The sequence below is a fragment of the Pseudomonas sp. MF6767 genome (assembly GCF_016405475.1).
Classification (GTDB): domain Bacteria; phylum Pseudomonadota; class Gammaproteobacteria; order Pseudomonadales; family Pseudomonadaceae; genus Aquipseudomonas; species Aquipseudomonas paracarnis.
On sequence record NZ_JAEKCY010000003.1, the window covers coordinates 1 to 23,662 of the forward strand.

A 23,662-nucleotide genomic window follows, 5' to 3' on the forward strand; every position below is an offset into this window, starting at 1 on the left:
GAACACTGAGTTGGGATGCACGTAACCAACTGAGCCATGTGCATATGGTGGAGCGCACGTTGCGCCTCAATGACACCGAGCGCTACGTCTACGGTGCCGACGGCATGCGCCAGCGCAAGGTGCGCACGACGCAAACCAACGCCCGCACCTTGGTCAGTGAGACCCGATATCTACCAGGGCTGGAAACGCGCGATGGGGATGGCGAGAAACTGCACGTCGTCACCGTCCAGGCCGGCCGCACCACGGTGCAGGTGTTGCATTGGGAAGGCGCGGCGCCGCAGCAACTGGCGAATGATCAATACCGTTACACCCTTAGCGATCATCTGGGCTCTTGTTCGCTGGAACTGGACAGTGAAGCGCGGATCATCACTCGCGAGACGTATCATCCGTTTGGTACGACGGCCTTCACGCAGAAGGGTGATTCGAGCGAAGAGAGTTATCGCACGTTGCGTTATTCGGGCAAGGAGCGGGATGCGACGGGGCTTTATTACTATGGGTTCAGGTACTACGTGCCGTGGTTACAGCGTTGGATTAACCCTGATCCGGCGGGACGGATCGACGGTTTGAATCTGTATAGAATGGTCAGAAATAATCCGGTTTTGCTCAGAGATGATGAAGGTCTGGTACCTACGAAAGAAGAGATCAACAAGTCGGCATCGCCCTCTCTATTTCAAAGAATGCTGCCAGCCTGGCTGAAAAAAAACAGCGTGATCCAAGAGCGATCATCTACGCACATCGCTGAGACGCAAGTTTACGTGTGGATCCCGCCAAGCGGAGGCGCGGCCACGGCCAATATACTGGTGACCAGACAAACATTCCAAGATGGCAGTAACAGAATTAGTTACGTGGGAGCCAACCCTGATGGTAGTGAGGAACAAAACTCTTCCGTTCATGGATATATAGAGTATGTGGTGCGCGATGACGCTGAGAAACGAGTTGCAGATGTTCATTTGTTTGATGCAAAGCCCGAGGGGAAAGGCTACGGTTCCCTGCTGCTTTTAGAGTTGACGTATGACGCTGAGGAACAGTCGATTCAAAGGGTCGAAGCGAGTGGCGTAGCGATGAGTGCTACAGGTTTCTACTTGTTGGCGGGGTTTCATCCCAGTCGGGAGGGGCACGATACCTTGGAAAGTACGATTCCAGGGCCGATAGATTTTTGGGGGGGGGAGCCGACTGATAACCGGCTTGAGCGATGGTCGGATAGCACTATATCTCCCCGAAAGTTCAATGGTTATGTAGGGGCGAACGGTGTGAAACCTATAGATGAGTTTGGCGCAAAATTATATATGGCGCGACACAGTACTGCTACTTGGGAAGGGGAAACCGCACATATAAAGGAGCAGGCAAAACTGTCGACGATAAAGCGGGGATACTTCAAACAAGTTTAATGTTAACCGCAAGGGCCCTGGCGAGTAACTGTGTACAGGCGTTATACAGTCCAAATAAAAAGCCCCCACCCAACCCACTCATAGCTGACATGGATCTTCTGAAAAAGAAGGGATCCTATGAATCTCTGAGGCCGTCAAACCTCATCACGAATGCGTCGTGGTAGGCGCAAGGATCGGCAAGATGAGGGCAAGGGTCAACGTAGGTCATTGCACCCGACGATGTGGGAACCGGTTTGAATAACTTGCCACACAGTTTGCGCAAGGAGGCTTGGTTGATCAACGACGGAACCCAACGTTGCACTTATACAATGTGAGTTTTTTATGAATATTTCAGACGCCGCTGTAAGCCTGTCCACCCCTCTCAGCGTGTCCGCACCAGCGGAGGCCTCCAGCCAGGCAGGACCCGTGCAAGCGAGTGCCGCCCCCCTCGAATCGCGCTCGGGGCCGCGTATGCAAAGTATGGGGCTTACGAGCTTGCGGCAAACTGTGCTGCAAGGCCTCGGCGATACAATTCGTTCGCATGTTTTGCCATCCTCAGTACTTCATAGCACCGACAGTTCGAAAGACAAAGCCTATGGGGCCGCGTTGACGTTCGTTGGCGGGATGGCGAAGGTGGCCGGCAAGAAGATGGCAAGCTCAGGTGGCGTTTCCTCGAAAGTCGCAGGTTCGGCGCTGATGTGGGGGGGTAAAGCGGCGGAGAAAATCGGCAAGAACACGTATAAAAATGCTGAACCCAAGGAGGACGGCAATTACAACGCGTTTGCACCGCGTAACTGGGTTCGTTAAAAACAGGCCTGACATCCCGCGAGGAGCTTTCTGTCTGTTTTGATGGTCATTGAACCGAAAAGCCCCCACCCAATCCACTGCGGATAGGGGACGCAATGGGCTGGGCGAGGGCTTCTTGTACGACTGTTTTACTGCGCGATAGTTTTCACCGATACACCACGTTCAACCGGTGTCGAGCGACCGTAGATATCTTCGAAGCGCTCGATATCGTCCTCACCCAAATAGCTGCCCGATTGCACTTCGATGATCTCCAACGGGATCTTGCCCGGGTTGCGCAGGCGGTGCACCGAGGCGATCGGGATGTAGGTGGACTGGTTTTCGCAGAGCAGGAACACGTTGTCGTCACAGGTGACTTCGGCGGTGCCGCTGACCACGATCCAGTGTTCGGCGCGGTGGTGGTGCATCTGCAGCGACAGGCACGCGCCCGGCTTGACCGAGATGTGCTTGACCTGGAAACGCCCGCCCATGTCCACCGAGTCGTAGGAGCCCCACGGGCGGTAGACTTCGCAGTGGTTCTGGGTCTCGCTGCGGCCTTGCTCGTTGAGGGTGTTGACCATCTGCTTGACGCCCTGGACCTTGTCCTTGTGGGCAATCATCATCGCGTCCTTGGTTTCCACCACCACGATGTTGTCCAGGCCGATCACCGACACCAGTTTGCCGTTGCCATGCACCATGCAGTTGCGGCTGTCCTGGATCACTACATCGCCTTTGCTCACGTTACCGTTGGCGTCTTTATCGTTGACCGCCCACAGCGACGCCCAGCAGCCCACGTCGCTCCAACCGGCTGCCAGCGGGACTACGCAGGCGCGCTGGGTTTTTTCCATCACGGCGTAGTCGATGGAGTTGTCCGGGCAGCACGCGAACGTGGAGTCGTCAAAGGTCACGGTGTCGGCGGTCTGCTCGCTGCGTTCCAGGGTCAGCACGCAGGTGTCATAGATATCCGGGTCGTGCTTTTTCAGCTCTTCGAGGAAGCGGCTGGCGCGGAACAGGAACATGCCGCTGTTCCAGAAGTAGCCACCGCTTTTGACGAACTCGACCGCACGTTTTTCATCGGGTTTCTCCACGAACTGCTGCACGCGGCTCACGCCTTCAGGCAGCAGCGAGTCGTTGGTGGACTTGATGTAGCCGTAGCCGGTTTCCGGGCGGGTGGCCGGCACGCCGAACAGCACCATCTCGCCACGCTCGGCGGCCACGGTGGCCAGGGCCAGTGCGCGTTGCAGGGCTTTCTGGTCGTCGATCACGTGGTCGGCGGGCAGTACCAGCATCAAATCGTCACGGCCTTCGTTGACCAGCATCATTGCGGTCAGGGCCACGGCCGGCGCAGTGTTGCGGCCGAAGGGTTCCATCAGGATGCGCTGGCACTCGAGCTTGCGTGCGCTCAGTTGCTCATTGACGATGAAACGGTGGTCTTTGTTGCAGACCACGATGGGGGCGTCCATGCCTTCGAACACCAGGCGCTCCAGGGTTTGCTGGAACAAGGTGTGCTCGCCAGTCAGGGCCAGGAACTGCTTGGGGAACTGTTTACGGGAAAGCGGCCAAAGACGTGAGCCGCTACCACCGGAAAGGATTACTGGGATCATGGGTGTTTCTCCTTGAATCAGTTTGGGTCAGAGCTACGAAGGTTTGTCGTTTCACTCTTGTTTTTGTCTCGATCCTGAGTTGACACCTGGTCAGTGTGGGAGCTGGCTTGCCTGCGATGGCGCCTACAAGACCGCCATCGCAGGCAAGCCAGCTCCCACGAGGGGGCGTGTCAACTCAGGGAAATAATCAGCGGGTCGACACTGGGCGTTTCACCCACACTGGCGACAGGCTCGAGCCCGAGCCGGTGACATACAGCACCGCCGCTTCACCGCGTTCCAACGCAACCGGCTTCACATCGCCGACTTTCTTGTCACCGTCATACAACGCCAGGCTCACTTTCACCGGGTTGATCTCACGCTCGCCACGGCCCTTGGCAGCCACCGACTTGACCACATCGGTCTTGCCGTCGGCGGTTTTCAGAGTCAGGGCCTTGTCGCTGAGGTTCTGCACGCGCACCAGGGATTTCTGCTTGTTCTTGAACGGGGGCTCTTCAATCAACTGCGGCTGGCCGCTGCCACTGTTGACCAGGGTGTAGTAGTGGTCGGCAGCCAGCTTGACCGGCAGGGTCTGGCTGCCGACCTTGGCGCTGTAGTCACCACCCGGCATGAAGCTGAAGTCGCTGCTGGCCAGTGGCGCAACGTCGCTGAGGTTGGTGCTGCCGACGGTGGCGCTGACCTCCTGGTTGCTGGCGTTGTAGATACGTACAAAGCTGGAGCCTTTTGGTGCAGTCGGGCCATACAGGGCGGCGTCACCGGCAGCGAAGGCCGACAGGGATACGAAGCTCAAGCCCGCTGCGATAGCCAGGGTTTTAGCGAGACGACGAGGAGTAGTAGTGAAAGTCATTGTGAGTTACCTCTCTTTCAGTTTTGCGCCCGGTCGGGCGTCTCGGATTTAGATGTGTTGATTGCCATGTTCTGTTGGCGCGAACCGGCTTGTTTAAGCTGCGCAACCCAGGCTGGGTCGGCATCACCGATTTCGTTGTTAACGGGCAGATAGCGTTCAGGAAACTCCCAGATCAGCACCTGGGGCGGGCTGTTCTTGAAGTCATCACTTTTGAGATAGCTGAGCATCGGCAGGATCGGGCCATGGCCGTCTTCGGCGTAGCTGACCACGTCGCTGTGCAAGGCTTGCTTGAGTGCGCCGACGAAGTTCCAGTTGGGGTTGGCGCTGTAGCTGGTGCCGACCAGTGCCACCGGGGTTTCGCTGTCGCTGAACAGCGCGTCATCACCTTTCTCTTCGGCCAGGTGGGTGACGCGTTTTTCCAGCGGCTCTTTGGGCGGCATCAGGTTTTCGAACAGCGGGTCCAGGGGCAGGAACAAACGCAGGTCGCCTTTATGCGGTTCGGTTTTCTCGGCCTCGGTGACAAAACGCTGCGGCTCGCCGCTCAGTGGGGTCTTGTCGGCAATCGCCTTGGCCAATTGCTTGGCGGCGACTTCGGCACCGTCCGGGGTCCAGTGGGTATCGGTACGCAGGAACACCTGCTTGCCGGCGAGCTTGGCCTGTTGCAGGGGGCCGAGCAGGTCTGGCGCCGGGATGTTGTCTGCCGCCATGCGGGCGTGGAAGTCCTGGTACAGGTTGGCGTGGATGCTCGCCGGTTTCACCTCACCCAAGTGCTCCGGATACAGGCGCACCTTGGCCGGTACGATCGCCATCACCAGTTGGATGCCCTGGGCCTTGAGCTTCTGGCGTACGCCTTCGACCAGCGCGTAGTTGCCTTGCAGGTTCTGGTCTTCGTTGACGGCGGGGTTGAATTCCTCGTCGCTGTACAACCAGTGGTCACGGCCCAGCACCACGCCAGGGCGGCCTTCATTGAACAGCTTGTAGTCCAGCGCTGCCCACAGGTTGGTGCCCAGGCGCTTGATCGGGAACTCGTCGTCGTAGTGAGTCTCGACGGCTTTGGTCCAGCGACCGTTAAGCACCGTGGCATCGGCGTTGGTGCTGAAGCCAAAGAAGCTGCGCAGTGACCAGGCGCCCAGTGCCAGCAGCAGCACCAGGAACAGACTTATGTAGAGGACGCGTAATGAACGGGTCATGGTCGGCTCCCTCAGAATTGGAAGTAAAGGAACGGCGAGAAACTCTGCGCCGACAGTTTGAGAATCGACGCCACGAACAGCAGCAGCACCGCAGCGCGCATGGCGTAGCGTGGCCAGTCAGCGGTCCAGTAGGCCGGTTGCACGGCAGCGTCACGGCCCACGCTGAAACCGGGCTCGTGGATGCTGCCAGGATTGTCGCCGGGTACGGCCTTGATCAGGCTCGGGTCGGCTGGCTTGGCCTTGTCGGCCGGGCGGTTGGTGTAGAAGTCGCGCAGGCCGAAAAACGCCAGGGTTGCGTAGGCCACCACCAGGGTTGCCACTTGCAGGCCGGTAAGGTTCGCGCGGTTGAGTTCCGACAACGACCATTCGCTGAAGCTGAACATCGCACCGTACATGCGCCCGGCAACGTGCAGGTTTTCGGCGCGGAAAATCACCCAGCCCATCACCACCAGCAGGAAGGTAAAGGCCCAGCGCAGCACATTGAAACTGCGCGGCGCGGTGTTCAGGCCGATGGCTTTTTCAATCGCCAGCCACATGCCGTGCCAGGCGCCCCACACGATGTAGGTGATGTTGGCGCCGTGCCACAGGCCACCGAGCAGCATGGTCAGGAACAGGTTGCGGTAAGTGGTCAGGGTGCCTTTGCGGTTGCCGCCCAGGGTGATGTACAGGTAGTCACGCAGCCAGGTGGACAGGCTGATGTGCCAGCGCCGCCAGAACTCGGTGATCGACTGGCTGATGTACGGCTGCTTGAAGTTTTCCATGAAGCGGAAACCCATCATCAAGCCCAAGCCAATGGCCATGTCGCTGTAGCCGGAGAAGTCGAAGTACAGCTGCGCGGTGTAGGCCAGCGCGCCGAGCCAGGCATCGCCTGTTGTGGGGTTTTGCAGGGCGAAGCAATGGTCGGCCACCACCGCCAGGGTGTCGGCAATAAAGACCTTCTTGATGAAACCCTGCATGAACCGCGTGCAGCCCTCGGAGAATTTATCCAGGGTGTGGGTGCGGTTGTTGAACTGGTCGGCCAGGTCACGAAAGCGCAGCACGGGACCGGCGATCAGGTGCGGGAAGATCGCCACGAACGCCGCAAAGTCGATGAGGTTGCGAGTCGCCGGAGTGTCGCCACGGTACACGTCGATGATGTAGCTGATGGACTCGAAGATGTAGAACGAGATCCCGATCGGCAACAGCACGTGGGTGAGGATGAACGGCTCCAGGCCCGCGGACTTCATCATCACATTGATGCTGTCGACGCCGAAGTTGGCGTACTTGAAGTAGCCGAGGATGCACAGGTCGACCGCCACGCCGAGCAACAGCCAGCGCTGCGCCGGCTTGGTGCGCACACCGGCGGCACCGACCTTGAGGCCGATCCAGTAGTTCCACAGCGTGACGGCCGCGAACAGCGCCAGGAAGTCCACTCGCCACCAGGCGTAGAACACGTAGCTGGCAATCAGCAGCAGCAGGTTGCGATAGCGTTGCCCGCTTAAGTAGTACAAGCCGAGAAAGATCGGCAAGAACAGAAACAGGAACACATTGGACGAGAAAACCATCCCGATCTCTCCATGTTTAACCAACAGTCAAGGGCCGGAGCCCCCCCAAACCCCCCCACGATTTCGGGGGAGGTTGTGATCGTTCCCACGCTCTACGTGGGAATGCCTCTTGTGACGCTGTGCGTCACGCTTTGGGACGCAGAGCGTCCCGTGCTGCATTCCCACGCAGAGCGTGGGAACGATCAGCGACTAGCTGCCTTTGTTGCCTTTTTCATGCGCCGGGTCGTAGACCTTGGTCAGGTCGCCGCCCAGGCGGAAGGTCTTGAACGGTTGCATGCCATGCTTGCGTTCGATCACGTCCGGGGCGCAGGTGTAGAGGGTGCAGAAGGGCTCAAGCCAGGCAAATTTCATGTCTTCCTTGAGGTCCTTCATGTCCTGCTCTTTGCCGTTCTTCTGCTCGAAGATGTCCGGGTCTTTCACCCCGGCCAGCACCTTGTCGCCCAGGCGCTTGAGCGCGCTGTTGTTTTCCTGGCGCAGGTCCACGCCGTTGACCAGGGCAAAGCTGGCGATCATCGACAGCGGCGGCAGGGCGTAGTTGTGGTACGACAGGGCGCGTTGCTGGCGCTTCAATTCGTTCGGCAGGAAGCCCTGGTCATCGACCTGGTTCACGCCGACCTTGTATTCCTTCACCGCCCAATCAAACAGGTCGCGGCGGTTGGTAGCGATGGACGTTGCCATCACCGACCAGGCTGCCCAGTAAGAGTGGTTGTTGGTTTTTTCCAGGGGCAGGTTGTCCCAGTCGCTCACCACCTGGTCGGCCAGCTTGTTGAACCAGGCTTCGATTTGCTGGGCTTCCTGCGGGTGCTTGGCCAGCGGCTGCGACTCGGAGAACTTCAAGCGCACATAGGCCGAGGCCATGCTGCCCAATGCCCATTTGCGCATGGACTTGCCGGTGTGGTTGAAGTCCTTGGACATCAACGCATCGGCCTTGGCCCATGACACCAGCCAGTTCAGGGTGCATTCGAGTTGCTGCGGGCGACCGTCACGCATGAACTGCATCACGCGCTTGCTGGTGTCTTTTTCCAGCTTGGTGATGTCGGCGGTGCTGTCGCGAAAGGCTTTTTCCGACTGCACATTCAGGGTCGAACGGGCCTTGTCTGAGCCTTCGTACTTGCTGCGAAACTGCAATGGCCCGGTGTAGGGCGTTGGCATGCTGTCGCAATCATTCTTGAAGTCGCCGGTCTTGAACGCTTCGATCGGTGCGAAATAGCCCTGGGGCGGGCGCAACGGCGCGGCCGCATTCACGGAGCCGGCAAACACGGCCAGGCCCAGCAGGGTAGGGAGCAATAACTTTTGCATAAGTAACCTCACTTCCCGAGTTGGGCGGTCTGCTGACCACCGCTTGGGAATACGTTGCGTGTGCAAATTTTCGCTTCAACCTTCTGCGCCGCAGTGCCCGCTTCGGGGCCCTGCACTTCCACGGCCAGCAAGTTCTGCGAGGCCCAGTCTTCATCGGTGCGCAGTTCAAAGGCGAAACGCCCGTCTGTATCGGATGTTTCGGGTTTCTCGATCTTGATGTCCTCGTGGCGCCCGTTCATGTACCAGAGGGTGGCTTGCAAGGTTTTCACCGACGGATCGGCGAAGCGGATATCGACCTGATGGTTGGCGTTGCGCAGGTCTTTGTTCGCGCTGTTGACCATCAGTTCGTTTTTGCCCGGTTTGAGCGTGGTGCTGGCCGACATCTGCGCGGTCTTGCCTTCGCAGCCGTTGTCCAGCAGCGCCATCATCTGGCGGTAGATGGTTTCCTGGTCGAGGCGGTACAGCGGCGAGAATTCCCAGATCAGGATCTTCGGTGGGCTCTTCTGGAATTCATCGCTGCCCAGGTACTGCAGCATCGAGCCTTCCAGGCCGCCGCCGGGGAAGGCGACGTTGAGGATGTCAGCGCCGATTTCTTCTTCCAGGAAGCCGGCGAAGTTGTAGTTCTTGCCGCTGTGGCTGGTGCCCACCAGGGTGATCTGCGGGTTGCCCGAATCGCCGAACAGGTCGCCGTCACCGGCTTCGCCCTTGGGTTCGGTGGTGAACTGGTCCATGTACTGGATCGCATAGCTGGTGCCGCACAGTTGCCCGGCCATGTTGTGCAGGGTGCCGGTCTTGCCCATGCGGCCCGAGCGCTTGGTCTCGAACTCACGCTTGGGAATCTCGGCATATTCCGGCATCTGCTTGACCTTGGCCGCGACGATTTTCGCGGTGCGCTGGGCGCCGTACGGGGTCCAGTGCTGGTCGCCACGGAAGTAGAAATCGTGGGCCGGCAACTCATCCGGCAGTTGCTCGTTGGTCAGCGGCGACAGGTCTGGCACCACGTAGCCCATCTTGGCGAAACGACCGAGCATGGTCTTGTAGTTGGTCAGGGCCTTGTCGAAATCGTACTTGGCCTTTTCCTCAGGGTTGAGCTTGTTGCGGTTCACCAGGCCACGGGTCGGCTGGTAGACCACCACCAGTTCCACGCCCTTGCTCTTGAACGCATCGTGCAGCTGCTGCATGCGCTTGTAGCCGGCCGGGGTGGTGTCGAACTCGGTGCGCAGGTCTTCCTGGGTACGGAACAGCCAGTCGCCCTGGGCTTGCACCAGGGTGGTGAAGTTCTGCTGGTAGCGCGTGGTGTAGTTCTTCGCGTCATGGGCGGCGGGGCACAGGCTGCAGCAGGGTTCAGCGGTGAAGGTCGGAGCTTTGACTTCATCGGCGCGTACGCCCTGGCTGGCCGCCAGCAGGCCGAGGGTCAGACCCGAGAGGCTCAGCAGTTTGATCATGTGTGGGTGCATAAGGGTCATCCTCAGTCCTGCAATTCGGTCTGGCGTTCGACGGGGTCGATCAGCACGGCTTTCTGCTGGCGCACCAGCAGGTCGAGAATTTCTTCCTGGCGGTCGCCCAGGATGCCGGAGAAGCTGATGCCGCTGGATTTGGTCGGCGCCAGCATCGACACGCGATACAGCTCGATACTCAACGGCGAGTCGATGGACAGCGGCCCGCTGCCGTTACCCGCCAGTTCACCGCCGACCACGATCAGCGAGACCTTGGCGTCGAACGGGTCGAGGGCGATGTCGCGGTCGGTGTCGGTCAAGTCCTTGATGTGGCCGTACACGCCGGTCAGCCCGTTGGCCATCGAGGTGTTTTCGTAGAGCTTGATGTTCACGCTGTTACGCACGCGGATCCCGTGGCGACGGTTGCTGATCACCTTGTTGCCCCACAGCAGGTTGTCGCCGCTCTCATAGAGGGTGATGCCGTCGGTGTGGTTGCGGTAGATCTCGTTGTCGGCGATCAGGTTGTTCACGCTGTTACGGTCGATCACCAGGCCCGAAAGCTTGTTGTCATAGCTGCGGTTGTTGAAGATGAAGCTGTCGTTCACTTCCCGGGAAATGATGATGCCGTGCTTCTTCTTGGTACCGTACACGGTGTTGTCCGCGATGATCAGGCCGTGAGAACGGTCATGGGGGTCGATGCCGTAGACGATGTTGTCTTTGTAGGTATTGCCCTTGATCACAAAGCCTGTGGTCTCGTAGCAGTAGAAGCCGTACCACATGTCCGAGAACTCGGAGTCGATGATCCAACCGGTCGGCTCGGGGCGCTTGAGCACCTTGGCCATGTTCGGCGTGTACTGGGAAATACTCACCCCGTAGGACTTACTGTTGGCGTAGCCGAAGCTGGCCATCTTGGTCTTGGAGATATAGGTCTCGGTGCCGCCCCAGGCCAGCAGGAACGGGCGGAACTCCTTGGCCGACTTGAACAGCGCCGGGCCGTTGGCTTTTTCATCCCAACCGGTGACCTTGGTGTCACGCACGAACAGCTGGCCGTCGTTGATCAAAAACGCGCCGGCTTGTTGGGACAGGCGCAGTTCCTGGGTGTTCTTGTCGATATCGAGGATGCCTTTACGGCCCACCACGATCGGCAACTTGGCCAGGAACACACCCGGCGACGTTTCGCTGAAGTACTGCTTGGGCACCTTGCCCAGCAGGTCCTTGAGGTTCATGTAGCCGTCATCGACGAAGATCGCCTGGGGAATGCCATGCTGGCGCACCACCCATTCGGCCATCTTGTTATCGCCGCCGATAAAGTCCTTGAGCGCGTCTTCTTGCATCATGCGGCGGATGCTGATTTTGCCCGCCTTGGTCTTGACGATTTTCTTTTCCATCGCCTGCGCGGTGTAGCCCGACAGGTCGGGCAGCGCCGGCTTGGCCATTTCCAGCGGCGCGGTGGGCGGGCTGGAGATGGTGTAGGTTTTGGCCTGTTGCAGTTCCTTGGCGATGATCGGCGCCTTGGCCGCCGTATCGGCAAACGCTGTGGCGCTGGCCATCAGCATTGCCGCGACGAGTAGGCTTTGAGCATTCATGGCGCAGGCTCCCATCAGAATTTCCAGACCACGTCGACAAACGCGCGGTGCATGTAGGAGTCGACCTGGCTGCCATAGGCATCGCCGGGCTTGAACACGCCGGCACGCAAACGCACCAGGGCTGAAGGCTCGTCGATCGACTGGCTCAGCGCCGCTGGCAGCAAGCCTTTCTTGAAGTACTTGGTGACCACCAGGTCCATTTCTTGGCCGAGGTCTTTCTTGCCGTCTTCCAACGGCAGGGAGGTGCTGGAGAGGATCGCGCCGGTGACGTCATCGGTGTTGTTCTGCACCGCGTCGATACCGTTGCTGCCCACCGGCTTGTTGCCATCCACGCGCCAGAACTTGTGGTACACCAGGCTGGCGTCATAGTCCTCGCGCAGTTGCCAGGAACCGAACAGGCTCATGGACTGCATGTTGTTCATTTCGCCGCGAAACGCTTCACCGAAGCGATGCACGCGGGACTGGGTGCCAGTCCAGTTCGAACGGTTGCTTTGCAGGCCGTTCTGTTCGTACTCGGCACTGGCGCGCGAGTACGCGGCACCCACTTGCCACTGCGGATCCAGGCGCAAGCGCACGCCGATATCGGTGGCCCAGCCGCTGACGTCATCGCTGCGCTTGGCGGAGGTCGGGCGGCTGCCGTCGGCGTTCAAGGCGTTGACCTTGTCGCGGTCGCCGCGCATGCCGGTGATGCTTGCCCAGTAGTTGACGGTGTTGGTGTTGCGCCAGTTGTAGGCGTCGCTGTTGGCTTCGATGCCCAGCCAGGTCAGGTCGCCGTTTTCGCGCTTGTCCAACGGGTCGCTGGCGACACCCGGTTCGGCGTAGTCGAGCTTGCCGTCGTCGTGGGTGTGGTGGCCGCGCAGGCCGATCCACTGGCCCGGTGTCCACTGGTAGGCGGCGTCGGCGTAGAAGTGCTGGCGGTCCTTGTCGACCGGCGACAATTCCTTAAGGTCGGTGCGGTATTCGCTGAAGCGTTCGGCGGCGCCGACATTGGCCTTGAGCAAGGTGGTGTCGAAGGTCCAGTTCAACGCTTCGATGTTGGTGTCGCGCCACTGGCCGTCGTCATTGCGCAGGCGCTGGCGGCCGAACTTGAGGATCTCGCCGGGGTAGGGCGTGAAGCCGCTGTAGCCGACCCAGAACTCACGCAGGGCCAGGTAGTTTTTCTTGGCCTTGCGGTCGTCGTTGCTTGACTGCTGATCGGTGGTGTCATCGGCCGACTGTTGCAGGGTGTCGGTCTCGATGATGTCGCTGGACACCACTGCCTGGCCCATGGCGTAGGCGCTCCACGCGCCGCTTTCGCCGTAGATCCAGGGGCGCAGGTCGAGGCCGATGCCGTTGACGTCCCCGCCTTTCTGGGTGCCGAGGTCGCGGTCATCTTCAGACTGCGCGGTGGCTTTGACTTCCAGGCCGAAGTTCTTCGCTTCGGTGAGCGCGGCCAGGGTCGGGCACGACCACAGCAGGGCGAAGGACAGGCCGATACCGGCCTTGACGAATGGGTTGAGCTTCATAGGGATTCCTCGCCGTCTTCTTCTTGCAGGGCGTGCAGTTGCAGCGTGCTTTGGGCCAGGGTGCCGCGGGCGGCCAGTTCCTGTTGCACCAGGCGTTGGCCTTCGGCGCGTTGCGCAGGCGTCAGCGGCGCTTCGAGCTGGGTGGCCAGGTCATTGGCTTCTGGCGTGTCCTGGGCCTTGGCCAACTGGCTGAAGACATAGGCGTTCAATGGGTCGGGCTTGGTGCCCTTGCCTTGGGAAAACAGTTGGGCAATGGCGAAGTCGGCGCTGTTCTGGCCGTTGCGCGCTGCGGTCAGCAGGTGGTCCAGGGCTTTTTGCGGGTAAACCTTGCCCAGGTAGCCACGGCGGTAAATCTGGCCGAGGTAGTAATCGGCGGCCACTTCACGGCCCACGGCTTTCTCGAAATGCGCCTCGGCAGCCTTGGCATCGGCTGGCACCCACTTGCCTTCGTAGTAGAGCTTGCCCAGCAGCAATTCGGCGCGTGGCTGGTCGGCGGCACGGCCGTTGTCGAGGTACTTCATCATCTGGTCGACATCGCCCAGTTCGGGGAAGTCGTAGAGCAGTTGCGCCAGGCTGACCCAGGACGCCGGGTAGCCAGGGGCGATTTTTTCCAGCAATGCCTGGGCAGTTTTTTCGTCCGGGGTACCGAGGGTGGCATCGCCGAGTACGCGGGCCACGCTGTCGACGCGCTGCGCAGTCACGGTGCCACGGCTTACGCCTGCTTCCATTTGCTTGAGCAGTTCGGCCTGTTGTTCCGGCTGCTGTTTTTTCTGATAGACCGTGGCCAGTTCCACGTAGCAGATATCGGTGGTGTTCAGCGCGGCTTTGCAGATGCGCTCCACATCATCCAGGTGCTGATCATAGGTATCCTGGGTGCGATACAGCAGCACCTGGGCCAGGCCGGCCTCCGGGTAACCCGCCGCCTGCCATTGGCTGATCTGCTGTTGGGCATTCACGTTGGGAAAGCTGTGTGGGTATTGCAGGTACAGCATTGCCAGCGGGATCAAGGTATTGCCTTCACCATTGGCAAAGGCTTTTTTCAGCAGGCTTTCGGCTTCATGGTGTTCGGCCTCAGTGGCGCCGGGCTTGGCCGCCAACAGGCGACCCAGGCGTGCCTGGGCACGCGGCGACGTATCTGCCGCCGCACGGTAGGTGGCTTCGGCCTGTTTGATTTGCGCGGGGTCACGGGTGCCGACCTGGATATCGGCCAGGCCCACCTGGGCCTCGCTGTAGCCCAGGTCTGCCAGTTGCTGGTAATTCTGCTGCGCGGTGACGGTGTCGCCGCGCTTGAGGGCTTCGTTGGCCAGGCGCTGGTCGGGCAGGCCGGCGCAACCGGCCAGGCTGATTGCTAGGGCGATCAACGCTACCGAACCAATGTGGGCACTGCCTTTGTGGCGAGGGAGCTTGCTCCCGCTGGGGTGCGCAGCGCCCCCAAAAGCCGGCTCCAGCTGCGCTGTCGAGCGGGAGCAAGCTCCCTCGCCACAGCAAGCCCGCTCCCACAGGGATTGTGGTGTTTTTGAGAGAGTCATCACAGGCATGTCCTCGCTTACAGACCGTGAGCCATGGCTTTGTCGATCAGCCAGTTCAGCGATGGGCCACGGTCGCTGGTGACTTCCACCGGGCGGCCGGCGTAGGTGCTGTCCAGCGGTGCATCAGGCTTGATCTGCACGCGGATGTCGGAGGACAGGTCGGCGCTGTTCAGGCTGGTGCTGCTGACGATGGTGCCGGTGCGCACTTGTTCTTCGTCGGCGACCTGAAAGCTCACCGGCGTACCTGGGCGTACATCGCCAAACTGGCGGTAGGTGAAGCGTGCTTCCACATTAGCCTGGCTGCCACGCGGCACCAGTTGGAAGATCACATCGCCCTTGCTGGCGTACTGGCCGTCGGCGACCAGTTGCTGGGCCACCACGCAATCGCACGGCGAAGTCAGGGTGCCGGTCATTTGCTTGCCGAACAGTTCTTCGACCTTGGCCGGTTGCAACTGGTCTTCGTCCAGGTGGCCCTTGAGTACATCGAGCATGCTGGTGCTGAAAGTCGCCAGCGGCGCGCCCTTGGCTGCTACCGAATCACCCTTGAGCAGGCTTTGCACGGTGCCATCACGGGGCATGGTCACGTTCATGCCCGGTACGCTGACGAGGCCGGCCTGGGCGTGGCTGACGAAGTACATGCCGTAGAGCGACTTGACCACAAAACCGAAGGCCGCCAGGCCCACCAGGAAGATCGCCAGGCTGAAGGTCACGGCGCGCAGGCGACCGAACGCGGTCATGCCGCTGCCGCCGTCCTTGACCTTGCGTGCCTTGGTGAAGTTGTCGCGTTGCAGGGTCGCGAGTACGTCGCCCATGGTCACGATGTCACCGGACAGGTGCGAGGTGATCAGGTGGCGCAGGGTGGAAATATCCTGGGCATCGAGGTTCTGGAACTGGCAACCGGTGCGGCCGGTCTGGCGGTCGTAGGAGCGAATCTGCAGCTCCACGTCCATGGCCAGGCCGAGGTTATCGATCACGAACTGCAGGCGGCCCTTGTGCACTTGGCCGATGGTGAGCGGCTGGGTGGCGGTGAAAGCCAGGCCGCCGGCGGACAGGTCGATAACCTTTGCTTCGGTCGGCGTGCGGTCGCTGTTGAAGAAGCGCAGCTTGGCCGGGATTTTCACCCGGGCGTGTTGGCGCTGGGCTTCGGATTCGTGGACAACGTTGGCGTTTACTTGGCTATTCATCGGGTGTAATTCCTAGGTTAATTCAGGCTTGGCAGGGTCAGACCATCATCAGCAACACGGCAACGAAGATGCTGCCGGCGGAGAAGGTCATGGTCCGAGACGACCAGGTGTTGAACCAACGTTGAAAGCTGGCCAAATCGCGGGTCAGTTTGGTGTCCTGGCGGGTCCAGGACTGTTGATCAAGGCGGAAGAACACGTAGATCTTCACCAACGCGCCCATGATCTGGTTGTAATAGAGAATCAGCGGGTAGGCCGGGCCGATCTTGTGGCCGGAGCACGACAGCAGCAGGGTGAGGATCAGGCGGGTAATGCCGATCCATAGCAGGTAGGCGAGGATGAACGCGCCGCCGTACTTGAAGGTGGCGATCATGGCCACGGTCAGGCCGAGCAGGGAGGTCCACATCGATACGCGCTGGTCGAACAGCACCACGCTGGTGAACAGGCCGAGGCGACGCACGCCCAGGCCCAGGGCACGGGAGTTCTGGCGCAGGTTGTTGCCGTACCAGCGGAACATCAGCTTGCGGCTGGCCTTGATAAAGCTCTTTTCCGGCGGGTGTTCCACGGTGTTGATGGCGGCGTCCGGCACGTAGAAGGTGTCGTAGCCCAGGCGCATCAGGCTGAACCAGCTGGACTTGTCATCCCCGGTGAGGAACTTGAAGCGGCCCAGGCGCCAGTGTTGCAGCGAGTCGCTTTCCACGTCGGCGATAAAGCCCGGGTCAGTCACTACGCTGGCGCGGAATACCGACATGCGCCCGGTCATGGTCAGCACGCGCTTGGACAGGGCCATGGAGCACATGTTGATGTGGCGTTGGGCGAAGCGCAGTTTGTGCCATTCGCTCATGATGTAGCCGCCGCGCACTTCGCAGAATTCGTTGGTGGTCAGGCCGCCGACATTGCCGAACAGCTGGAACCACGGCACGGTCTTGCGCACTACGCCTTCGGCCAGCACGGTGTCGCCATCGATCACGGCAACCACGGCGCGGTCGTCCGGCAGGTGACGCGAGATGGCGCGAAAACCGAAGGCCAGGCCATCACGCTTGCCGGTACCGGCGATACGCACGAAGTCGAGCTTGACGTGAGCCGGCGGGTTCATCTTTTCCCAGAGGCTTTTCACCAGCAGCTCATCGGACATTTCCACCAGCGAGCACACCACGGTGGTGGGGAAGCCGCAGTCGATGGCTTCGCGAATCACCGAGCTGTAGACCTGGGCGGTGGTCAGCGCGTCGATACGAAAACTGGTGACCATCAGGAACACATGGGACGGGTCGGCGGCCTTGCCCAGCTTGCGCACTTTGCGGCGCAGGTGCGGGTACACCACATACAGGAACAGCATGCCGCGAAAGAAATGCGTCGCGCCCATCGAGTAGCGCCAGATACCCACGGCACCAATCAGGAAAATAAAATTCTTCGATTGCGAATCGAAGGTGCTCGCCGGCAACAGCAGGGCGAGCCCCATCAGCAGGCTGAGAAAGAACAGCCAGCCGGCCGATTGCAGAAATACATGTTTTAACTTGGACATAAACGTCATCCGCAAGGTGAGGAGGCTTCAGGCTGCAAGCGCTCTAGTAGCCGCTTGCAGCCTGAAACTTGCCGTTGCTGTTACCAGCAAATACCTTCGGTACGGCCGCTCACGCTGGTGGCCTTGGACATGAAGCCCACCAGGTCGACCACTTGCTTGCCGTGCGGGGCTTCGTGCGCCAGGGCGCGGAACTTCTCGTCACGGTTACCGAGGATGATCACGTCGGAGTTGTTGATCACTTCGTCGAAGTCCGAGTTGAGCAGGGACGACACGTGCGGGATCTTGCCTTCGATGTAGTCCTTGTTCGCGCCGTGCATACGGGCGTACTCGACGTTGCTGTCGTAGATGCTCAGGTCGTAGCCCTTGCCGATCAGCATTTCCGCCAGTTCTACCAATGGGCTTTCACGCAGGTCATCGGTACCGGCCTTGAAGCTCAGGCCCAGCAGGGCGACTTTGCGCTTGTCGTGGCTGGAGACGATGTCGAAGGCGTTCTGCACTTGGGATTCGTTGCTGCGCATCAGCGAGTTGAGCAACGGTGCTTCCACGTCCAGGGAGCCGGCGCGGTAGGTCAGGGCACGCACGTCTTTTGGCAGGCACGAACCGCCGAAAGCGAAGCCTGGGCGCATGTAGTACTGGGACAGGTTGAGGGTCTTGTCCTGGCAGACCACTTCCATCACTTCACGACCGTCAACGCCGACGGCCTTGGCGATGTTGCCGATCTCGTTGGCGAAGGTGACTTTGGTGGCGTGCCATACGTTGCAGGTGTACTTGATCATTTCGGCAACGGCGATGTCCTTGCGGATGATCGGCGCGTCGAGTTCTTCGTACAGCGACTGCAGGACGTCGCCGGAGGCTTTGTCGAACTCGCCGATAACGGTCATCGGTGGCAGGTCGTAGTCGGCGATGGCGGTGGATTCACGCAGGAATTCCGGGTTGACCGCAACGCCGAAGTCGACGCCGGCTTTCTTGCCGGAGCAGTCTTCGAGGATCGGGATCACCACGTTGGCCACGGTGCCTGGCAGTACGGTGCTGCGCACCACGATGGTGTGGCGGGTGGTCTTGTCACGCAGCACAAAACCTATCTCACGGCATACCGATTCGATGTAGTTGAGCTCCAGGTCGCCGTTTTTCTTGCTCGGCGTACCGACGCAAATCATCGACAGGTCGGTGTCGCGGATGGCTTCGGCGAAATTGGTGGTGCCGCGCAGTCGACCGGTTGCGATGCCTTGGCTCAACAGTTCGCCCAGACCCGGCTCAACGATGGGGGATTTACCCGCATTGATCAGGTCGATCTTGTCCTTGGAGATGTCTACGCCGACCACTTCATGGCCACGAGCAGACAGGCAACCGGCACACACGGCGCCAACGTAACCCAAACCAAATATGCTGATGCGCATCGCAATTACCTCTATGTTTAAATCATGCCATTAGATGGCCGGAGTTCATGTTTGCAAGCGTCACTGATGCCGCGAAAGTTAGGCGAATAGACGCCGACTTACCGCGTGCAGGCATGTTAAATAGCGAGTGACTAACTATTGCACTCAAGTTGTGCGCAACGTGGCCTTATTATTGGGGCTTGCCCTGAAATGCAGCCGGTTTTCCGTGGCGGAAGGGTCCGGCGCCAGTGCCGCAGAGCTTTGATACAGGCAATAAGCCTTTTGATATCAAAGCCTTGGGTGTTAACACTGGCTCATTTAGGTCAGCGCTGCCTTGGCCTTTAGGGGGTTGGCAATGAGTCCTTATCGCCGCCCTCAACTCAATCAGTTGATGATATGACCCTCGAGCCAAAGTGCTTTATGACAACTTGGCTACTTCCATTGGTCGGTATGTAAGTCATCTCTTACGTAAACAGAGAATTTCGTTACCGGTGGTATGAGCGGTGCTTCAAGACGAAGTTCCGGGCCGCTCATCCCCTTTCCGGAAATTTTTTGAAATATTAGAAAAGATGGCACTAGTACTATATTGATAGCACTTGCTATTTAGGCCAGTAGTTATGGGGAGTTGGTGAGAGAGGATAGTTTTGTGCCACTACCGTTAAAAAAAAGTGGTGCCACTACGAAAAAAACCGACGAGTGTCGAGTGAAGAAATTGTTAGAGATGTGTCTTGATATTTTTTGACGTCAAATAAATGACGATTGGTGGGGTGAAATGCAGGCAAAAAATGTGGGAGCTGGCTTGCCTGCGATAGCGGTGTATCAGCGACATGTGAGTCGGCTGACCCTCCGCTATCGCAGGCAAGCCAGCTCCCACAGTTGATGTTGGTGGCTGTACAGGCCTTATTCCGGTGCGTGATCGCGCAAAAACACCAGGTTATCAGGCTTGGACTGCTCCGCATTGAAGCGATAGCCCTGTACATCGAACTGCTTGAGCTGGGCCGGATCGTTGATGCGTTCTTCAATCACAAACCGGCTCATCATGCCCCGAGCTTTTTTCGCGTAGAAGCTGATGATCTTGTACTGGCCGTTCTTCAGGTCCTTGAACTCGGTATTGATGATCCGCGCGTTCAAGGCCGTGCGCTTGACCGCCGAAAAATACTCATTGGACGCCAGGTTGAGCAGCACATCGTCGCCTTGCTCGGCCAGGGCTTCATTCAACCATTCGCTGATGCGTGTGCCCCAGAACGCGTAAAGGTCCTTGCCGCGGGCGTTGGCCAGCTTGGTGCCCATCTCCAGGCGATACGGCATCATCAGGTCCAGCGGGCGCAGCAGGCCGTAGAGGCCCGAGAGCATACGCAGATGGTCCTGGGCATAGCTGAAATCGGCCTCGCTGAAAGTCTCGGCATTCAGGCCGGTATACACATCGCCCTTGAACGCCAGCAGCGCCTGCTTGGCGTTGGCCGGAGTGAAGGCCGGCGTCCAGCTGCCGAAACGCGCAGCGTTGAGGCCACCGATCTTGTCGGAGACGTGCATCAGCTCACTGATTTGCGCCGGGCTCAGTTCGCGCAGTTGCTCGATCAGTTCCTGGGAGTGGTCCAGGTACTGCGGCTGGGTGAAGCGCGCAGTGACCGGCTTGGACTCGAAGTCGAGGGTTTTGGCGGGGGAAATCACCATCAGCATGAAGTTGGCTCCTGGAATCGTGGGGGGATTCTAGGGGGTTGGAGCGTTCGACTCCACCTATCAAGCCGATAGGCCCCGGTTTTTGTAGGAGCGAGCTTGCTCGCGAAAGTCGTCAACGAGAATGCTGGCAGACTGAATAGACGCGGTGCCCGGACGTTTTTCGCGAGCGAGCTCGCTCCTACACAAAAAGGGCGGACCAGTCCGCTATGATGGGCGGTAACTCTGTAGAGGGAGACCTCGTGTGCGATTAGCGCTTTTATTGTCCGCTTGCCTGCTGTGCCTGAATGCCCAGGCCGCGCCGGTGGATGTCGCCAGCCTGGACCGTGGTACCTGGCCGGAAAAACTCGCCAGCCCGGCGCTGTTCGATGTGGCTTCGCGTGCGGAGATCCTGATGTTCGCCCACGGCCTGCTCGCCAGCGAAGCCCTGGACGACGCGGCGCTCAAGCAACGCCTGGGGCTGAAGAACATCAACCTGGCCGCCATCGGCGACCTGCGTCGCCAGCTCTGGCAACGGCTGTTGGAGAACTACACATTCGCCCAGCAGAGCTGCGAAGAAGACGCCTCGTTCTGCTACCTGGTGGAAAACATGGACGACCTGCGTGAGCAGGCCGGCAAATTCGAGGTCAGTGACAACTCTTTCTATATAGGCTGGGCCGCCCCCAGCCGGCACTTCCACGAACGCTATCTGGACGAGTTGTTGCGCAAGGCCGCGCTGTTTCCGCAGATCAGCAGTGAAGTGGCGCGCTTTGGCGATCATGAGCGCAACGGTGATGAACTCAATGACCGGATGTTTTTACTGACCTTCGACGGTGGCCCTGCACCTGTCAGCGGCAATACCGACTGGCTCACCGATTACCTGCGCAAGCAAAAGATGAACGCGACGTTCTTTGTCCTTGGCAGCAGCTTGCAAACCCGTGTGGAGCGCAGTTCCGCCGCCGATGTGCAGGCGCTGTACCAAGGGCAGTGCGTGGGGCTTCAGGGCTGGCAGTACCGCTCCCACAGCCATTGGGTCGACTGGCAAAGCTCCATCACCCGCAGTGCCGGGCTGGTACAGAACCTGATGCCGGAAAACTATGTGCCCTTGTTCCGCCCGCCGTATGGGCAGCGCCGCGCGGACAGCCAGGGCTTCTTCCAGCAACAGGGCCTGCAAGTGGCGTTATGGGACATCGACTCCCAGGACGAGCCGGGCAAGCTCAAGGCTGATGAGTCGGCGCAACGGGTGCTGACATTGATGCTGCTATGGCGCAAAGGCGTGATCGTGTTTCACGACACCCAGGACAAGGCGCGGGTGGGATTGCCGATGGTGTTGCAGGCTACGGCGCAGAGTGGCTTGGGTTGGCAGGAGTGTCGCGAGGCATTTCGATGAAGTGCCCGGCTTTGCTGGGGATGGGGTGTTTTCGGGGCGATTTGCTGCAACATTTCGATGCAGGCGGACTTCCGACTTTAACGGGGTACATGGCACTCGGCTAGTGCTATTCGTCATCCTGAAAAATAAACTTCAAAAAAGCGTCAAAGTGCTTTTTCCTGTCATGGGTTTTGCGGTATTACGAAGTCAGACCGCCGAAACCTGCAACACAGGTGGCGTCTTCCAAGACTCCGCATGTGGGCACTGCACTTGACGTCCCTCAGGTGCACTCGGTGGTCGAATCGAGGCGCAGCACCGCCCAGGTATTGCGTCGAATGGCTCCCACAAAGGTGACCGAGTATGGATGATCATGGACGTAACCCTTCTTCCGACCAGCCAATCCTTTATGTGCTTGATACCAACGTATTGATCCACGATCCAAACGCACTGCTGAACTTCGAAGAACACCACGTCGCCATCCCGATGATCGTGCTTGAGGAGCTCGACAAACTCAAAAGCGGCCACCACAGCGTTGCCGCCGAATGCCGCCAGGCCATCCGCCTGATCGACAAGACCCTGGGTGAAGCTTCGCCCGAGGACGTCGAGGTCGGCGTGCCCATCCAGCGTGGCAAGAGCGGGCCCAAGGGCTTGCTGTCGATCCTGATGAGCAAGCGCAGCGAGCCCAACAGCCTGCTGCCGGAAAACCTGAACGACAACAAAATCATCAACCAATTGATCGACCTGCACGCCCGCGACAAGGACCTGCGCGTGGTGCTGGTGACCAAAGACATCAATATGCGCCTCAAGGCACGAGCGTGTGGGATCGCTGCCGAGGACTACAGCACCGACCAACTGGTCGACGACGTGTCGATGTTGTCCCGTGGTTATCACATGATGACCGGCTCGTTCTGGGACCGTGTCAGCAAGGTCGAAACCCGTCAGGACCACGGCCGCACCTGGCACCAGGTACAGCTGATCGACAACCTGCCGGCCGTGCATATCAATGAGTTCATCGTCGACGAACAGGGCTTCGTGGGCTGGATCAAAGAGATCCAGGTCGACAAGCTGCTGATCCTCGACCTGCATCAGGAACCCCTGTTGCACCAGGAAGCCTGGGGCCTGAAACCGCGTGATATCTACCAGAGCCTGGCGCTGTATGCGCTACTCGATCCGGACATTCACCTGGTCAACCTGACGGGCGCCGCAGGTTCGGGGAAAACCATCCTCGCCCTGGCCGCCGCCATCGAACAGACCATGGTGACCAAACGCTATCGCCGCATCATCGCCACCCGCAGCGTGCAGGGCCTGGACCAGGAAATCGGTTTCCTGCCCGGTACCGAGGCGGAAAAAATGGAGCCGTGGCTGGGGGCGATTACCGACAACCTCGAAGCCTTGCACATGGATGACGAAAACACCCATGGCAGCGTCGACTACATCCTCAGCAAAGTGCCGTTGCAGTTCAAATCCCTCAACTACATCCGAGGTCGCAGCTTCCAGCAAAGCCTGATTCTGATTGATGAATGCCAGAACCTTACGCCGCACCAGATGAAAACCATCATCACCCGTGCCGGCGCCGGTTCCAAAGTGGTGTGCCTGGGCAACCTGGCGCAGATCGACACCCCTTACCTGTCCGCGACCAGCTCCGGGCTGACTTACCTGACGGAACGCTTCAAGGACTTCCCGAACGGCGTGCACATTGCGCTGCAAGGGGTACCGCGTTCGATTCTGGCTGAATACGCCGAGTCCCATCTGTAACTACGCTGAATCTGCTGCGAAAAACCTCGGATTTTTCACGAAATCCGGGGTTTTTGTTCTGTGCGAGATTTGCCTGCGTTAACGCGTCCTGGGTGCTTGTGGTCTCTGTAATCATT

17 protein-coding genes are annotated in these 23,662 nt (G+C 59.5%); 4 read left to right on the forward strand and 13 right to left on the reverse strand.

Annotation, left to right across the window (positions count from 1 at the left end):
- Together JFT58_RS06125 and JFT58_RS06130 are read left to right on the forward strand one after the other, a co-directional pair.
- Positions 1–1,388: RHS repeat-associated core domain-containing protein (locus tag JFT58_RS06125; RefSeq protein WP_198834321.1), on the forward strand; the 1,388-nt coding region annotated here is incomplete at its 5' end.
- A 321-nt stretch (positions 1,389–1,709) separates the two neighbouring features.
- Positions 1,710–2,174 (forward strand): hypothetical protein, encoded by a 465-nt coding sequence (locus JFT58_RS06130; RefSeq protein WP_054898944.1) that lies wholly within the window; start codon positions 1,710–1,712, stop codon positions 2,172–2,174.
- A gap of 128 nt (positions 2,175–2,302) precedes the next feature.
- Here the strand turns inward: JFT58_RS06130 and JFT58_RS06135 are convergent, their stop codons facing one another.
- From JFT58_RS06135 to yaaA, 13 genes are all read right to left on the reverse strand, one after another.
- On the reverse strand, positions 2,303–3,754 hold the full coding sequence (locus tag JFT58_RS06135) for a mannose-1-phosphate guanylyltransferase/mannose-6-phosphate isomerase (RefSeq protein ID WP_054898943.1): 1,452 nt from the start codon (positions 3,752–3,754) through the stop codon (positions 2,303–2,305).
- 187 nt (positions 3,755–3,941) lie between these two features.
- Positions 3,942–4,598: an alginate O-acetyltransferase AlgF gene (locus tag JFT58_RS06140; RefSeq protein WP_032893493.1), complete on the reverse strand. Its 657-nt coding sequence runs from the start codon at positions 4,596–4,598 to the stop codon at positions 3,942–3,944.
- 17 nt (positions 4,599–4,615) lie between these two features.
- Complete coding sequence (locus JFT58_RS06145; protein ID WP_054898942.1) at positions 4,616–5,788, reverse strand: alginate O-acetyltransferase; 1,173 nt, start codon at positions 5,786–5,788, stop codon at positions 4,616–4,618.
- An 11-nt stretch (positions 5,789–5,799) separates the two neighbouring features.
- Positions 5,800–7,332, reverse strand: a complete 1,533-nt coding sequence (locus tag JFT58_RS06150; protein ID WP_003188730.1) for an MBOAT family O-acyltransferase — start codon at positions 7,330–7,332, stop codon at positions 5,800–5,802.
- Positions 7,333–7,521: 189 nt separating this feature from the next.
- Positions 7,522–8,631 (reverse strand): mannuronate-specific alginate lyase, encoded by a 1,110-nt coding sequence (locus tag JFT58_RS06155; protein WP_054898941.1) that lies wholly within the window; start codon positions 8,629–8,631, stop codon positions 7,522–7,524.
- A gap of 8 nt (positions 8,632–8,639) precedes the next feature.
- Positions 8,640–10,088: an alginate O-acetyltransferase gene (locus JFT58_RS06160; protein ID WP_054898947.1), complete on the reverse strand. Its 1,449-nt coding sequence runs from the start codon at positions 10,086–10,088 to the stop codon at positions 8,640–8,642.
- An 11-nt stretch (positions 10,089–10,099) separates the two neighbouring features.
- A complete protein-coding gene (algG, locus tag JFT58_RS06165; RefSeq protein WP_019817623.1) occupies positions 10,100–11,668 on the reverse strand; it encodes a mannuronan 5-epimerase AlgG in 1,569 nt (522 codons plus the stop codon).
- The gene (locus tag JFT58_RS06170) at positions 11,668–13,158 is read right to left on the reverse strand and encodes an alginate export family protein (RefSeq protein WP_054898940.1); all 1,491 of its coding nucleotides are present in this window, start codon (positions 13,156–13,158) and stop codon (positions 11,668–11,670) included. Before JFT58_RS06170 ends, algG begins: the two co-directional genes overlap by 1 nt.
- Positions 13,155–14,534, reverse strand: a complete 1,380-nt coding sequence (gene algK, locus JFT58_RS06175) for an alginate biosynthesis TPR repeat lipoprotein AlgK (protein WP_054898946.1) — start codon at positions 14,532–14,534, stop codon at positions 13,155–13,157. The genes JFT58_RS06170 and algK overlap by 4 nt, the downstream gene beginning before the upstream one ends.
- Positions 14,535–14,704: 170 nt before the next feature.
- On the reverse strand, positions 14,705–15,871 hold the full coding sequence (locus JFT58_RS06180; RefSeq protein ID WP_034128707.1) for an alginate biosynthesis protein Alg44: 1,167 nt from the start codon (positions 15,869–15,871) through the stop codon (positions 14,705–14,707).
- A gap of 37 nt (positions 15,872–15,908) precedes the next feature.
- Complete coding sequence (gene alg8, locus JFT58_RS06185) at positions 15,909–17,390, reverse strand: mannuronan synthase (protein ID WP_161794312.1); 1,482 nt, start codon at positions 17,388–17,390, stop codon at positions 15,909–15,911.
- Between the two features lie 80 nt (positions 17,391–17,470).
- A complete protein-coding gene (locus tag JFT58_RS06190) occupies positions 17,471–18,787 on the reverse strand; it encodes a nucleotide sugar dehydrogenase (RefSeq protein WP_054898938.1) in 1,317 nt (438 codons plus the stop codon).
- 879 nt (positions 18,788–19,666) lie between these two features.
- Positions 19,667–20,446: a peroxide stress protein YaaA gene (gene yaaA, locus JFT58_RS06195; protein ID WP_034128704.1), complete on the reverse strand. Its 780-nt coding sequence runs from the start codon at positions 20,444–20,446 to the stop codon at positions 19,667–19,669.
- Positions 20,447–20,687: 241 nt separating this feature from the next.
- On the opposite strand from yaaA, the gene JFT58_RS06200 reads away from it, so the two are divergent.
- Both JFT58_RS06200 and JFT58_RS06205 read left to right on the forward strand, forming a co-directional pair.
- Positions 20,688–21,812 (forward strand): polysaccharide deacetylase family protein, encoded by a 1,125-nt coding sequence (locus tag JFT58_RS06200; protein WP_054898981.1) that lies wholly within the window; start codon positions 20,688–20,690, stop codon positions 21,810–21,812.
- A gap of 339 nt (positions 21,813–22,151) precedes the next feature.
- A complete protein-coding gene (locus tag JFT58_RS06205) occupies positions 22,152–23,546 on the forward strand; it encodes a PhoH family protein (RefSeq protein WP_005785025.1) in 1,395 nt (464 codons plus the stop codon).
- Positions 23,547–23,662 lie beyond the last annotated feature (116 nt).

Bases quoted from the DNA above. Each gene is read 5' to 3' on its own strand.
- JFT58_RS06130 (WP_054898944.1), top strand. From the start codon at position 1,710: ATGAATATTTCAGACGCCGCTGTAAGCCTGTCCACCCCTCTCAGCGTG.
- JFT58_RS06135 (WP_054898943.1), bottom strand. From the start codon at position 3,754: ATGATCCCAGTAATCCTTTCCGGTGGTAGCGGCTCACGTCTTTGGCCG.
- JFT58_RS06140 (WP_032893493.1), bottom strand. From the start codon at position 4,598: ATGACTTTCACTACTACTCCTCGTCGTCTCGCTAAAACCCTGGCTATC.
- JFT58_RS06145 (WP_054898942.1), bottom strand. From the start codon at position 5,788: ATGACCCGTTCATTACGCGTCCTCTACATAAGTCTGTTCCTGGTGCTG.
- JFT58_RS06150 (WP_003188730.1), bottom strand. From the start codon at position 7,332: ATGGTTTTCTCGTCCAATGTGTTCCTGTTTCTGTTCTTGCCGATCTTT.
- JFT58_RS06155 (WP_054898941.1), bottom strand. From the start codon at position 8,631: ATGCAAAAGTTATTGCTCCCTACCCTGCTGGGCCTGGCCGTGTTTGCC.
- JFT58_RS06160 (WP_054898947.1), bottom strand. From the start codon at position 10,088: ATGCACCCACACATGATCAAACTGCTGAGCCTCTCGGGTCTGACCCTC.
- algG (WP_019817623.1), bottom strand. From the start codon at position 11,668: ATGGGAGCCTGCGCCATGAATGCTCAAAGCCTACTCGTCGCGGCAATG.
- JFT58_RS06170 (WP_054898940.1), bottom strand. From the start codon at position 13,158: ATGAAGCTCAACCCATTCGTCAAGGCCGGTATCGGCCTGTCCTTCGCC.
- JFT58_RS06180 (WP_034128707.1), bottom strand. From the start codon at position 15,871: ATGAATAGCCAAGTAAACGCCAACGTTGTCCACGAATCCGAAGCCCAG.
- alg8 (WP_161794312.1), bottom strand. From the start codon at position 17,390: ATGTCCAAGTTAAAACATGTATTTCTGCAATCGGCCGGCTGGCTGTTC.
- JFT58_RS06190 (WP_054898938.1), bottom strand. From the start codon at position 18,787: ATGCGCATCAGCATATTTGGTTTGGGTTACGTTGGCGCCGTGTGTGCC.
- yaaA (WP_034128704.1), bottom strand. From the start codon at position 20,446: ATGCTGATGGTGATTTCCCCCGCCAAAACCCTCGACTTCGAGTCCAAG.
- JFT58_RS06205 (WP_005785025.1), top strand. From the start codon at position 22,152: ATGGATGATCATGGACGTAACCCTTCTTCCGACCAGCCAATCCTTTAT.